Below are 12649 nucleotides of genomic sequence, written 5' to 3' on the forward strand. Positions count from 1 at the left end.
ACTGATTGTTCGTTCGGTCAACCGGAAGGTCTCCGGGAGGAGCTGGGTGGACCAGTTGAAATCATCAGGCAAGCCGTTTGAGATTTCGAAGTGGGAGGTTCAGGAGGCGTACGAGAAGGTCAAGGCAAACAAAGGTGCGCCAGGGGTGGACGGGCGTTCCATCGAGGACTTCGAGAAGGATCTGAAGAATAATCTCTATCGGATTTGGAATCGTCTGTCCTCGGGGAGTTACTTTCCCCCTCCGGTGAAGGGTGTGGAGATCCCGAAGTCGCATGGTGGCGGGGTTCGTTTGCTCGGTGTTCCTACCGTGGCGGACCGAATCGCTCAAACGGTTGTGGCCCGGCGTCTTGAAGAAAAGGTCGAACCGATCTTCCATCAGGACTCCTACGGTTACCGTCCTGGGCGGTCCGCGTTGGACGCGGTCGCGGCATGCCGAAAACGCTGTTGGAAGTACGGCTGGGTGATTGATTTGGACATCCAGAAGTTCTTTGACAGCGTGCCATGGGACCTTGTCATCAAAGCGGTTCAGGCCCACACCGATCTCCCCTGGGTAGTGCTGTATGTGCGGCGGTGGCTTGAGGCGCCGTTGCAACTGCCCGACGGGACCTTGCAGCAGCGTGATCGGGGAACCCCGCAGGGTTCTGCGATTTCGCCTGTACTGGCTAACCTGTTCATGCACTACGCGTTCGACATGTGGATGGCCCGGGAGCACCCGGACGTACCGTTCGAACGGTACGCAGACGATGGTGTTGTGCACTGCGTCAGCGAGAGCCAGGCCCGGAGACTACGGGAGGCGATCGCGAACAGGATGCGGGAGGTCGGGCTGCGTCTGCACCCTGACAAAACCAAGATTGTGTACTGCCGGGACGGTAAACGCCGACGGCCCTTCGGGCAGACGGAGTTCACCTTCCTGGGGTTCACTTTCCGGGCCCGCAAGGCCATCGACAGGAACGGGGAGAGGTTCACCTCGTTCCTGCCGGCGATCAGCAAGGAAGCCTCGAAGAAGATCAGCGGTGAAGTGCGGCAATGGCGGCTTCATCGGCAGATCGGCCGGACCTTCGCAGAGCTCGCACGGGCGATCAATCCAATCATTCGGGGCTGGATGCAGTACTTCGGCGCGTTCTACCGGACAGCACTGCTTCCCCTCCTGGAGCGCATCAACGCCTACTTGATGCGCTGGATCCGCAAGAAATTCAAGCGGCTGAGGACCTTCAAGAAGGCCCATGCGTGCTGGCGGCGTATCACCCGTCAGTACCCCAGGCTCTTCGCCCATTGGGCATGGATTCCCACGTTCTGGTGATCAGGATGACAAGAGCCCGGTGACGGGAGACTGTCACGCCGGGATCTGTGAGGGCCGGGGGGCGAAATTCCCCCCGGCTACTCGACCTCATGCTGCGTTAGCCGAAGACTGTCGTGGTGAGCGATGAGGAAAAGGCGCCGAGCAGGCGTCAGGTGGGGATCAGGGAGGCGAACGCAAGTGAATCGTTGCTGACGTGTCGAAAAGATTCCGACGACATCAAAACCGGGGAGCTTGGAACCGTCCCGGGATAAGCCTGGCGGGAGCCCGTCGACTGGCCAGGCGGTGTCCGGCATGGAGACGACGTGAACCTGATCTGCCGCGGTCATGTGGAACAGGAGAAGGCGCGTACCGATACAGCCCGTTCTGGTAGGGGCGGGCGAGAGGAAGCACCCCGAGCGGTTGTGCCGTGAAGGGGCCGAGTACCGATGCGGGACGCGCCGGCGGACCGGCTCGTAGTAGTGGAGAAGCCCTGTAATGGGGGCGGAGCGAAGGGGCCGGGTCGTTCGTGACTGAGTTGATCGCATCAACCGGACGGTGTCCGGGAGGAGTTCGGTGGACCAGTTGAAGTCGCAGGCCAAGCCGTTTGATATCTCAAAGTGGGAAGTCAAGGAAGCGTGGGAGGAAGTGAGGGCTAACAAGGGTGCACCGGGTGTGGACGGACAGAGCATCGCCGAATTCGAGAAGGACCTGAAGAACAACCTTTACAAGGTCTGGAACCGGATGTCGTCGGGCTCCTACTTTCCTCCACCGGTGCGTGCGGTGGCCATTCCCAAGCCGCATGGCGGCGGCGAGAGAATCCTTGGGATTCCTGCCGTCGCTGATCGCGTGGCTCAGACTGTGGTGGCCCGGCATTTGGTGCGGCGGGTGGATCCTGTATTTCATCCGGACAGCTTCGGATACCGGCCCGGACGGTCCGCCTTGGACGCCGTGGAGAGGTGCCGGGAACGCTGTTGGAAGCGGGACTGGGTGGTTGAGTTCGACATCTCCCAGTTCTTCGACAGTGTGCCGTGGGACCTCCTGGTCAAGGCGGTGGAAGCGCATACCGACGCCGTTTGGGTGAAGTTGTATGTGCGGCGGTGGCTTGCTGCCCCGCTCAAGTTGCCCGACGGCACCCTGCTGGAACGGGGGTGCGGGACGCCACAAGGCGCTCCGGTTTCTCCCGTTTTGGCGAACCTGTTCCTGCACTACGCGTTCGACGTCTGGATGGCGCGGGAGTTCCCTGCTGTCTCGTTCGAACGCTATGCGGACGATGCGGTCGTGCACTGCGTCACCGAGCGCCAGGCCCGTCAGGTGCTGGCCGCGCTCTCGGACAGGATGGCCGAGGTCGGGCTGCGTCTGCACCCGGCAAAGACCCGGATCGTGTACTGCCAGGACGGGTTGCGGCGTGGCTCGTACGAGCACACCTCTTTCACGTTCCTGGGGTTCACGTTCCAGCAGCGCCAAATGCGGGACAAGAACGGCCGTATCAGATGGTCGTTCCGTCCCGCGGTCGGCAGGGACGCCCTCAAACGACTCGGCGAGGAGGTCCGCTCCTGGCGGCTTCACCGGCGGGTCAACCTCACCGTGGAAGAACTCGCGCAGCGGATCAATCCGATCGTCGCGGGCTGGATGCAGTACTACGGCCGGTTCTACCGATCGGCCTTGTATCCAATTCTGATGCGCATCAACGCCTACCTGGTGCGCTGGCTCCGCAACAAGTACAGACGGTTTCGCGCGATGAGGAAGGCCATCGCGGCCTTCCAGAGGGCAGCCAAGCGCCGCCCGGGGATGTTCGCGCAGTGGAGATGGATCAGTTCCCCCTCCTTGGCCTGGTGATCAGGACGACAGGAGCCGTATGACGAGAGATCGTCACGTACGGATCTGTGGGAGCCGGAGGGTGTGACTCCCTCCGGCTACCCGACCTTCGATGTGCCCGGCGGCCTCGGCCTGCGGGTGGAACTCCTGCACCTCGGCCCGGGACACACCGCGGGCGACACCGCGGTGTGGCTGCCCGACCAGCGGGTGCTGTTCACCGGAGACCTCGTCTTCTCCGGTGCGACTCCCTTCGTGCCCATGGGCTCGCTGAGTGGTTCGCTGCGCGTCATCGACCGGCTGCGTGCGCTCGAACCCCTGCATGTCGCCCCGGTCACGGCCCGCTGGGCGGCCCCGAACTGCTGGATGCGAACGCCGACTACCTGGGCTGGGTCGACGCGTTGGCCTGCGCCGGCATCGCCGAAGGTCTCACCCCGCTGGACCTGGCGCGTACCGCGGATGCCGGACCGTACGCCCAACTCCTCGACAGCGAGCGGCTGGTGGGCAATCTGATCCGCGCCTACGCCGAGCGGCGCGGCGCGCGGTCCGCAGCACCCCTCGACGTACGGGCCGCGTTCGCGGACATGGTCGCCCTGCACGGGGGCCTTCCGCATTGCGCAGCCTGAATCGCCGCCCGAGAGCCGACCGCGAAGAGACCCCCGATGAATCCGTCATGCAAGTTCCCCACCGGAGGAGGCGCTGATGTGCCCCGAACGAGGACGTCGCCGAGAGGCGGAGCGCAACGACGCGCGGCTTTTGAGCGCTGCCCGCACTGCCTTCGCGGAACTGGGGTGGAAGGCATCCGTGTCGGACATCGCCCGGCGGCCCGACGTGGGCATGGGAACCGTTCACCGCCGCTGCACCTGCAAGGAGGAATCGGCACAGCACATGCGCCTCACCGCCATGAACCGCCTCACCGACACCGCCCGAGCGGCCGCCGACGAGGCGCCCGACGGCTGGCAGGCCCTCTTCGGTTTCATGAGCCGCGCCCTGATCACCGAGCCGGGGTGCCTGCTGCCGCAGATCGGTGGCCGGCTGCCGGGCACGGACGACATCGAGGACGCGACGGTCCGCCTGCACGAAGCAGTCGAGGTCATCGTGGACCGGGCGCAGCGGGAAGGGGCGCTGCGAGCCGATGTCGTGTCGGCCGACGTACTCCTGCTGCTCGTCCATCTGGAGATCCTGCTCCCCACGATCGCGCCGCGCTCGCGCGAACTGCGCCTGAGATACCTCGACGCGGTGGTGGACGGGCTCAGGCGCCGTCCACCACACACCCGGTCCCCGACGCGGGACCTCACCGGGCCCGCACCGGACTGGCAGGAACTGCGCACGCTGTGGCACGCGGCCCCACCGGAGCCGAGAAGCGGCGATGCGGCATGACGGACGGCGGGGACAGCGCGGGTTGCTCCCGTGGTCAGGACGGTCTGTCCGGCCTCGCGGCTGCGGCCAGGCTCGGCTGGAGGCGGCGGGCGGCGTTGAGGTGGTCTGCGGTCCAGATGATGCGGACGGCTGTGTCCGTGGCCTGCCCGCTCTCGTCCCACAGGTCGCGCCGGAGCGAGTCGACCAGACGTGCCTCGGCCGCAGGGTTGCGTGGCAGTGGATCGGGGAGCGTGGTGTGCCGGCCGAGGCTCGTGGCCAGGTCGCGGTACCAGGCGGACACTCGACCGGCGGTACCCATCAGTACGAGGCGAGCCTCGGCCCGGTCGACTTCGGTGTGCCGCTCGTCGCTGCGTTGCCACAGTCCGAGCACCGCGTCGGCGGCGAGGCGCAGTCCGACGATGCCGGTGACCAGGGTGGTCATGTCCGCCAGTGGCAGGCGTTTGGGTCCGCGTTCGGCGAGGTAGCTGCGGAAGGCGTCGTCCAGTCTTCGGGCCGCGGCGGCCGCTTGGCGTCTCTCCTGCAGTGGGACATCGGCTGCCACGGGGCTGGAGCCGCAGCGGCCGACCGCGTAGTCGACCGCGCCGGCCAGATAGCGGGCGCTGTCCGTGTACGCCTCGGCGAGCGCCTGGTCGACGGCGGCCGCGGCGCCGCGCGGCCAGAAGAACAGGCCCACCAGCACGCTCACCGCGCAGCCGAGGGCGATGTCCTGGGTGCGCAGCAGCACGATGTGCCAGTCCGGGTTCTGGCCGATGTTGAACAGGATGACCAGGGTGATGGTGAAGGCTGCCTGGCCGGCGGCGAAGGAGATGACGGTGGGGGCGATGCCGGCGACCAGGACGGCGAGGGGGAGCAGGAACCAGAGCGCGGTGCCGTGATGGCCGATGAGGTGCAGCAATCCGGCCCCGATGAGCGACCCGACGATGGTGCCGCCCACGGCGCGAACCGCGTTCTGCCCGGTGTTGAGCGCGTTCGAGCGCAGCACCGAGAGGGTTCCCAGGATGACCCAGAACGAGTTCTGAACGCTGGTCAGGTTCGCCAGAGTGACCGCGATGCCCAGGCCGATCGCTCCCCGGAGGCTGTTGTGCAGCCAGACCGAGTGCGGCTTCAGGTGGGCGACGGCCCGTTCGCGGGCCGACGCCAGCGGTCGGGCGAGGGCGCCGGGCTCGCGGCCGAGCAGCCGATCCGGCCAGCTGCGTCGCTGGGCCGCCGCGGCCAGGTCCACATTGCCTGCGATCTGGAGGGTTGCGAAGCCCAGCTCCTGGGCGCGGAATGACAGGTCCAGGCTTTCGATGAAGGCGCGGGGTTCCCACTCCGTGCCGGCTCTGGGCGGGTGTAGGGGGAGGCGGGTGGTGGCGCTGCGCTCCATGCCGGTGATGGCCTCGTTCAGGTCGGCCGACGAGGTGCGGAGCGCGTCGAGTGCGCCGTACGGATCTTCGAGCAGGTCGGCCGCCCGGTCCAGGACCGCGGCGGCGACCCGCCGGACGACGTGTGCCTCGGGGTCGCACGGCGGCTGGGCGTGATCCGGGGGGCCGCTGTCGGCCACGATGGTGCACAGCCAGGTGAGTTCGTCGACCAGGCGGACCAGGGCGCGGGAGCTGGTGGACAGTCCGGTGGGCCGGTAGGGGGTGGCGTCGAAGGCGGTACGCAGCTCGGATGCCGCGGCGGTGACCTGATCGGCGGTGGCCTCGCACTGCTCGGCGCTCGGAGCGTCGGGCTCTGCGGCCAGATGAGACGCATCGGCGCGCAACTGTGCCGCGGCCGCGCGGCAGACACGGGCGGCGGGCGCGCAGAGCGGGTCGGCGGTGGGGCGGGGCCACAGCAGGGAGATCGCGAGCATGGTGCCGGCGGTGGCAAGGCCCGCTCCGGCGAGCCGGTCGGGTAGCTGCGACAGCGGCGCGGGCGAGGTCACCGGCAGGATGAAGGCCAGCAGCAGGGCGGTGGTCGCCCCCGCGAGGACGGAACTGACCACGCCCAGGAAGAGCACCAGGAAGCCGAGCAGGACGGTGACGGTGACCGCGAGCCAGGTCTCGCGGGCCACGAGCGTGCCCAGACAGATGAGCGCCGCCCACGCCACCGCCAGGCCCACGTGGGCGCGCAGCCGCTGCACCATCGGGCCGGTGAACTCGACCAGCAACAACATCGAGAACGAGCCGAAGGCCGCGTAGGTCGCCATCGTCGGCGCGTGCAGCACCTGGCTGCACAGTGCGAACAGGGCAGGCATCACCAGCGCGGTACGTGCGGCTCGGCGGGTCGCGGCCAACTCCGGATCGTGGGCGCGCAGCCACGTGAGGCCCCGGCCAGATGTCTGCATCCGCTCGCACACCTCCTGCCGCCCGCCGTGCGTACCCCGTCCTCGAGTATCTGCCCGGGCCGGGGCCTGCGCAGAGTCGGTGACGCCAAGCAGGGCAAGGGACCGCCGGTCGGGTGATCCGTGTGGCGTGGCCGCACCGGTGCGTCTCGCCACTCGATGTGTCGGCGGACCCTCCCGGGGTGCGACGTCCTACGGGGCTATGCCGACACCGTCGATACGGCTCCAGGCTCTCTCCTGCGCCGTGGTCATGGCCGGCCAGTCGAGTCCGCCCGGGCGGGCGGCGACGCGCGACGCGTAGGGCGAGGGGCGGAACCCCGGGTCGTAGAAGCATCCGGTGCCGTAGACGCTGTCGAACGTCGCGCACGATGCCGCGATCGACTTCGGGGTGGGCTTCTTCCCGGTACGCACCCACATGTCCAGGGCTGAAATGGAGTCGGCGTATTCGGAGGTGCTCAGCTGACTGTGGTCGTGCTCCCCGGTGAACGTCTGCACCAGAACTTGTCCCGATGGCTGCCCTGCAGAGTGGCGCGGTAGGCCGCCTCGTGTTCTACGAATGCCGTCGGGTCGTCGATCGCGTGGAGCGTGAGGACCGGGATGTCGACCTTGCCGGTGAGATCGCTGGATGCATCCGCACGGCTGTGTCCATCCGCTCGGCGGGCATGCGTCGCAGCAGTTCGTCCCAGCCCCAGTTTCCGCCGCGGCAGAAGACGCGCACACCGTTGACACTGATCTTGAGTGGCACGGGGGAGTTGTCGACCGACTTCACATCCCTCCAGCTGTCGCCGTCGTCGGAGACCTGGAGGGTGTACGTCTTGGCGTAGGCCTGCTCCCACAGGATGACGACGCGGTCGAACGAGACGCTGGACCCCAGGTCGACCTGGATCCACTGGTCGTCCTCGAAGACGGAGGACCAGCGGGTGCCCGCATCGCCGTCCGTCGCGTTGCCCGGCTGGTTGGCCGCGTCGTCGACGGAGGAGGCGGTGGCCTTCTTGCGCAGGGCGAGGTCGGTGTCGGGTGCGGAGCTGTCCGAGACGGTCAGATTCCACATCGACGATCCCCAACTCGTGGCGCGCGTACGGCACATGATCCTGACGTAACGGGCCTTTTGACGCGCGAAGTTCACCGTCTGCGCGTACGCGTCGCTGCCGGACTGGAACGTCAACGGCACGTCGTACTCGTAGCCGTACTGGCGGATCCCGAAGCGGGTGGTCCGCCGGTCGCTCTCCTCGCCCGCGACGGAGGCGGCGAGGGTCAGCTCGTGCAGGGCGGGGTCGCCGTAGCCGTTGGGCCACCCCAACTTCGCTCGTGCAATCGCAGTTGGGGGTGCGGGGCGGGGGTCGAACTCGAGCCAGATGCGACGTCCCTACTGGCTCAACTGCCGGAACCTCTGGGAGCGGTGGCGCCCGTCGCCGACCGTCCCGGCACCTGGATCGCCGCGGCCGGGACGGGGATCTGCCTGCTCGCCCCCGAGGGCTCCACGACGTGGCTGGCGCGCCCCGAGGCGGCGGCTCCGCTGCCGATGCGCATGAACGACGCCACCGCCGATCCCTGCGGCCGGTTCTGGGCGGGCAGCATGTCCTACGAGGCCGACGAGGGCGTCGGCGCGCTCTACCGGGTGGACCACGACGGCACGGTGGTCCGCGTCCTTGACGGCATCACTGTGCCGAACGGGCCCGCGTTCACCGCCGACGGCCGCACCATGTACCTGGCCGACAGTGCCCGGGGGATCATCCGGCGCTTTCCGGTCGACCCGGTGACCGCCCGCCTCGGCGCACCGGAGGCGTTCGTCACCGTGGACGAAGGCAGCCCCGACGGCATGGTGGTCGATGTCGAAGGAGCCGTCTGGGTCGCCGTGTGGGGCACGGGAGAGGTACGCCGGTATCTGCCGGACGAGGGAGAACCCACGATGAGCAGGGACACGCGGTGAGGTCGGCGTGGCCACACCACTCGTTACCCCGCTGCGGTCAACGGCCGCCCGCAGCGCAGATTCCACCGCCCCGACCGGCCGCTGAGCTCCGTCACACTCAGCGGGGCCACGTCGAGCCGCCAGAAGGTCTGCGCCGGGATCGCGAGAGCGTGCACAAGGCCCGCCCGCACGACGGCGGGCTCGGCGACGGCGAGGATCAGCCCGCCGTGCCCGGACCACGACTCCAGCCAGTTCCCCACGCGGTCCACCAGATCCAGCACCGACTCACCGCCGTGCGGCGCCACCGCCGGATCGTCCAGCCACTCGGCCACCTCCTCCGGCGCCTCCTGGGCGACGGCGTCCAGCGATCGGCCCCGCCAACGACCCACATCGAGATCCCGCAACTCCCTTACCACAGCGGCATCCAGGCCGAGGGCTTCGGCGGTACCGCGGCACCGCTGCGACGGGGCGGCGCACATCACTTCGTGCGGCGGCAGAGCACTCGCGGCCGCACGGGCCCGCCGCGCGGCCGACTCGTCCAGCGGCGCGTCATCGAACCGGACCTGTCGCAGGGCCGCGTTGACCGCCGGTGACAGCATGGTGATACGCGCCACCAACTTTCCTTTCATCTGTCCCGATTCGCCCACGTAGGGGCGCACATTCCGCCACGTGCGCCGTAGCGGCCGTGGCCGCCGCGCGCTACGGTCTCATGGACATCGACGGCGTATGGAAGTCCGGTGAGAACCCGGCACGGTCGCGCCACTGTATGTCCGGCACAGGACCCGCACTCCGGGGCCGCCGCCGGGCGAGTCAGACCCAGGCCGTCGGAAGTGCACCAATGACCGGGACGCGTTGTTCCCAGGAGGTTCTCCCATGGCCCAGTCCGCCATTCCCGCGCCGAGCGCACCCCAGGTGTCGGAGATCACCCCCATCTCCCTCAAGGCGATCGCGCCGTGGGCCGCCTTCATCGGCATCCTCGCGCTGATCCTCCTGTACTTCGTGGGTGCCGAGCAGGGCGCCACCGCCCTGATCTCCGGCGAGAACGTGCACGAGTGGGTGCACGACGGCCGCCACCTGCTCGGCTTCCCCTGCCACTGACACAGCTGACACCGCTCACAGTCTCGGCCTCGTCCCCAGGGGAATCGAAGAGAAATCATGAACTCCATATCGGTAAGGGCGCTACTCGTCCGCGGCATGCTCGCCGGCCTCGCGGCCGGCGTGCTGGCGCTGATCGTCGCCTACCTGCTCGGCGAGCCTCGCGTGGACTCCGCCATCGCCTACGAGGACGGCCACAGCCATGAGCACGGCGTCGAACTCGTCAGCCGCACCATGCAGTCGACCGCCGGTCTGGCCACCGGTGTCCTGATCTACGGCGTCGCCATCGGCGGCATCGCGGGCCTTGCCGTCTGCGTAGCCCTGGGCCGCATCGGCCGCTTCGGTCCGCGCGCCACAGCGGCCCTGGTCTCCATGGGCGCGCTGATCGCCGTATACGTCGTGCCGTTCCTGAAGTACCCGGCCAACCCGCCGTCGGTGGGAGACCCCGACACCATCGGCAAGCGCACCACGCTGTACTTCCTGATGGTCGCGCTGAGCGTGCTCCTCGCCGTCGCGGCGACGATCCTCGGCAAGCGCCTGGCCCCGCGCCTGGGCAACTGGTACGCCACGGTGGCCGCGGCGGCGGCCTTCGTCGCGGCCGTCGGTCTCGCCTACGCCTTCCTGCCCGCGATCAACGAAGTGCCCAAGGACTTCTCGGCGACCCTGCTGTGGCAGTTCCGCCTGGCGGCCCTGGCCATCCAGACCACGCTGTGGGTGTCCTTCGGCCTGGTCTTCGGCCACCTCGCCGAACGTCTCCTGTCACCGCGTCCGGTGGCAGCCACCACCACCGGCACGACGACCGGCGCCGCAACCGCGGCGCACTGACCCACACGCTCAACTCCCTTGCGCCGTCAGGCTGCCTTCGGCACGCCGGACGGCGCGACGGCGTTGGGCGAGCGGGACGTGAAGGCCGCGGTGAGGCTCTTGCGTGTCAGAGTCCTTGACTCCTGAGTTGTTACGCAGCTTGCGCCTGTTCTCGTTCATTTCGATGAACTGGCGCGCCCGCCCGCTGACCAGCTTCGAGGTCGCCCTCAGCCTGATCGCGGCCACCACCACAAGTGGCGGCCGGCGCGTGACCGCCCGCCTGGACGAGGGCGTCCACCCCACCGGCATCGAGATCGACGCCCAGCACGCCGCCGCGCTCACCATTAACCCCGATGAGTTCCACGGCGAGTGGAACTACACCATCCCACCCCAGGCCGACGTCCCCGCTGTGCCGCTCCAGCCGCCCGGCCGCCGGGCCCACCCCCGCCTTGCCCACACTTTCGACTCCGCCTTGGCCACCCACCCCGTGCTGACCGGCATGCCACGCGACGTCCTCGACCAACTCGTCGCCCAAGTACGCGAACTCGTCGACGCGCTGCCGCCGAAGCAGCGCCCCCGCCACCGCAAACTCGCCGTCGAGAACATGGCCTGGGCCGCCGTCCTCGACCAGCGTGGACTGCTTTGCTCGCTGATCGCCCACCTCTTCCGCATCGGCGAGAACCAGATGCGCGCCCTCCCACAACAGGCCCGCCCCCTGCTTCAGCAGCACGGACACCACACCGAGCCGCTACCCATCCACCTCGTCGACCCCTGCACCAGCTCGCCAGACATGTCATGCACACGGCATCAACGACCAGTTGACACGACACACACCACTAATTAATCGACGGGCCCTGGCCGATCGCAACCGGCTCGGTCGAGGGAGCCTGCAGGCACTTGATCGGCGACCGCCTCGACGTCACAGGCGCACGCTGGGTCCTCGCCGGCGCCGAAGCCGTCCTCAAACTTCGCGCCGTCCACGCCAACGGCGACCTCGACGCCTACCTCGCTTACCACCACACCCGCCAGCACCAGCGCACCTGCCCCGACCAGCACCACTACCAACTCGGCGCCTGATCAACGGCCTTTCCTTGGAAGGAGCCGCACCCACCGCGACTACATGAGTAAGCGCCGCCCGGGAATGCCGTCCGCACAGCATGATCGGCCCATATCGAAGATCGTCAACCCGCCCACAGCGATGAGCCAGTCCCTCACGCCTGCACCCCACTTGACAAGCAGCGCAGAACAGCCGGCTGCAGGTCTTCACCGAGCTGAAGAACCGCGGTGTAGAGGACGTCCTCATGCTCGTCTGCGATGGACTCAAGGGCCTGCCCGACGCGGTCGAGACCGTCTGGCCTCGCACGATCGTGCAGACGTGCATTGTCCACTGAAGCCGTCAAGAATCAACGCGTTGCTTCGCAGGAACGATCTCGTTGATGTGCTATGCGAATATCCGACGAGGTTCGCGGGCAACTGGCGCGACGGTTCGAGGCCCTGCTCCCTCATCTGAACGATCGTCAGCAGCGGCTAGCGCTGGCGACCGAGGCCCGGCTGCTTGGCCACGGAGGTGTGCGCCTGGTCGCGCAGACGGCCAGGGTCAGCGAGACGACCGTCCGCAAGGGCGTGTTCGAACTCGAAGCCGGGGCCGAGCCGCTGCCCGAAGCCACCCCGTTCGTCGGCGTCGCCGTGATGACGCCGACACTCGACGACCCCGACGTGGGCATCTCCTTGGGCGTACGCGCGAACCTGACCGAGCGCGCCGCGGTGGACGAACTGGCCCGCCGCCTCAGACTCACCGGGATGCGACGCGGTCGAGGCCACTGACCGTGCCGTAACCGGGGCGGCGGCCCGCCGTTTCAGCCACCTCCGATCTGCGCCAACTCACGACCAAGATCGGGGCCAGTAACCCTGGAGGCATGGATCCAAGCGCGCAGGAGCCTCATAGGCCGGGGTGGAGACCCCGAGGTTACGCGCTGGCTACATGTCAGCCTGACAAGGCGACACCTCGATCAACCGATTACAAGTTCCGCGGCCTCGAACCGCTTGGCCGCCCCCAGCCGCA

The 12649-nt window shown here is 68.1% G+C and carries 10 protein-coding genes and 6 pseudogenes; 12 read left to right on the forward strand and 4 right to left on the reverse strand.

Features of this window, described 5'->3' with window-relative positions:
- The first annotated feature begins 46 nt into the window (after positions 1-46).
- From ltrA (OG390_RS42665) to OG390_RS42685, 5 genes are all read left to right on the forward strand, one after another.
- A complete protein-coding gene (ltrA, locus tag OG390_RS42665) occupies positions 47-1300 on the forward strand; it encodes a group II intron reverse transcriptase/maturase (protein WP_406164427.1) in 1254 nt (417 codons plus the stop codon).
- A gap of 552 nt (positions 1301-1852) precedes the next feature.
- Positions 1853-3115 carry a group II intron reverse transcriptase/maturase gene (ltrA, locus tag OG390_RS42670; protein ID WP_406170042.1) on the forward strand — a complete coding sequence of 421 codons (1263 nt, stop codon included), beginning with the start codon at positions 1853-1855 and terminating at the stop codon, positions 3113-3115.
- A 63-nt stretch (positions 3116-3178) separates the two neighbouring features.
- Complete coding sequence (locus OG390_RS42675; protein ID WP_406175481.1) at positions 3179-3604, forward strand: MBL fold metallo-hydrolase; 426 nt, start codon at positions 3179-3181, stop codon at positions 3602-3604.
- Positions 3592-3717 carry a hypothetical protein gene (locus OG390_RS42680; protein ID WP_406175483.1) on the forward strand — a complete coding sequence of 42 codons (126 nt, stop codon included), beginning with the start codon at positions 3592-3594 and terminating at the stop codon, positions 3715-3717. Before OG390_RS42675 ends, OG390_RS42680 begins: the two co-directional genes overlap by 13 nt.
- Before the next feature lie 76 nt (positions 3718-3793).
- Positions 3794-4471 (forward strand): TetR/AcrR family transcriptional regulator, encoded by a 678-nt coding sequence (locus OG390_RS42685; RefSeq protein ID WP_406175485.1) that lies wholly within the window; start codon positions 3794-3796, stop codon positions 4469-4471.
- A gap of 34 nt (positions 4472-4505) precedes the next feature.
- On the opposite strand, the gene OG390_RS42690 is transcribed toward OG390_RS42685, so the two are convergent.
- The 3 genes and pseudogenes from OG390_RS42690 to OG390_RS42700 all read right to left on the reverse strand — a co-directional run bounded on the left by OG390_RS42690 (position 4506) and on the right by OG390_RS42700 (position 7866).
- Entirely contained in the window at positions 4506-6782 is a 2277-nt protein-coding gene (locus OG390_RS42690) for an FUSC family protein (RefSeq protein WP_406175487.1), read from the reverse strand.
- A gap of 189 nt (positions 6783-6971) precedes the next feature.
- Positions 6972-7429: pseudogene (locus OG390_RS42695) on the reverse strand (hypothetical protein); the annotation flags it as partial.
- Complete coding sequence (locus OG390_RS42700; protein ID WP_406178202.1) at positions 7330-7866, reverse strand: discoidin domain-containing protein; 537 nt, start codon at positions 7864-7866, stop codon at positions 7330-7332. The gene OG390_RS42700 and the pseudogene OG390_RS42695, both read right to left, overlap by 100 nt.
- Positions 7867-8148: 282 nt before the next feature.
- Here OG390_RS42700 and OG390_RS42705 point away from each other — a divergent pair.
- Positions 8149-8673, forward strand: a pseudogene (locus OG390_RS42705) (SMP-30/gluconolactonase/LRE family protein); the annotation flags it as partial.
- Between the two features lie 59 nt (positions 8674-8732).
- Here the strand turns inward: OG390_RS42705 and OG390_RS42710 are convergent.
- Positions 8733-9305, reverse strand: a complete 573-nt coding sequence (locus OG390_RS42710; protein ID WP_406175489.1) for a histidine phosphatase family protein — start codon at positions 9303-9305, stop codon at positions 8733-8735.
- A 256-nt stretch (positions 9306-9561) separates the two neighbouring features.
- Between OG390_RS42710 and OG390_RS42715 the strand changes: the two genes are divergently transcribed.
- The 6 genes and pseudogenes from OG390_RS42715 to OG390_RS42740 form a co-directional block, all read left to right on the forward strand.
- Positions 9562-9786, forward strand: a complete 225-nt coding sequence (locus OG390_RS42715; RefSeq protein WP_189192273.1) for a CbtB domain-containing protein — start codon at positions 9562-9564, stop codon at positions 9784-9786.
- Between the two features lie 57 nt (positions 9787-9843).
- Entirely contained in the window at positions 9844-10608 is a 765-nt protein-coding gene (locus OG390_RS42720; RefSeq protein WP_406175491.1) for a CbtA family protein, read from the forward strand.
- A gap of 142 nt (positions 10609-10750) precedes the next feature.
- Positions 10751-11431: pseudogene (locus OG390_RS42725) on the forward strand (ISAzo13-like element transposase-related protein); the annotation flags it as partial.
- Between the two features lie 14 nt (positions 11432-11445).
- A pseudogene (locus OG390_RS42730) lies at positions 11446-11664 on the forward strand (ISKra4 family transposase); the annotation flags it as partial.
- A 176-nt stretch (positions 11665-11840) separates the two neighbouring features.
- Positions 11841-11975 (forward strand): annotated as a pseudogene (locus tag OG390_RS42735) (transposase); the annotation flags it as partial.
- Between the two features lie 55 nt (positions 11976-12030).
- Positions 12031-12243 (forward strand): annotated as a pseudogene (locus OG390_RS42740) (ISAzo13 family transposase); the annotation flags it as partial.
- Positions 12244-12649 lie beyond the last annotated feature (406 nt).

The sequence above is a fragment of the Streptomyces sp. NBC_00996 genome, assembly GCF_045162675.1.
Lineage (GTDB): Bacteria > Actinomycetota > Actinomycetes > Streptomycetales > Streptomycetaceae > Streptomyces.

Excerpts from the sequence above, each read along its gene's own strand:
- OG390_RS42685 (WP_406175485.1), top strand. The coding sequence starts at position 3,794 with ATGTGCCCCGAACGAGGACGTCGCCGAGAGGCGGAGCGCAACGACGCG.
- OG390_RS42690 (WP_406175487.1), bottom strand. The coding sequence starts at position 6,782 with ATGCAGACATCTGGCCGGGGCCTCACGTGGCTGCGCGCCCACGATCCG.
- OG390_RS42700 (WP_406178202.1), bottom strand. The coding sequence starts at position 7,866 with ATGTGCCGTACGCGCGCCACGAGTTGGGGATCGTCGATGTGGAATCTG.
- OG390_RS42715 (WP_189192273.1), top strand. The coding sequence starts at position 9,562 with ATGGCCCAGTCCGCCATTCCCGCGCCGAGCGCACCCCAGGTGTCGGAG.
- OG390_RS42720 (WP_406175491.1), top strand. The coding sequence starts at position 9,844 with ATGAACTCCATATCGGTAAGGGCGCTACTCGTCCGCGGCATGCTCGCC.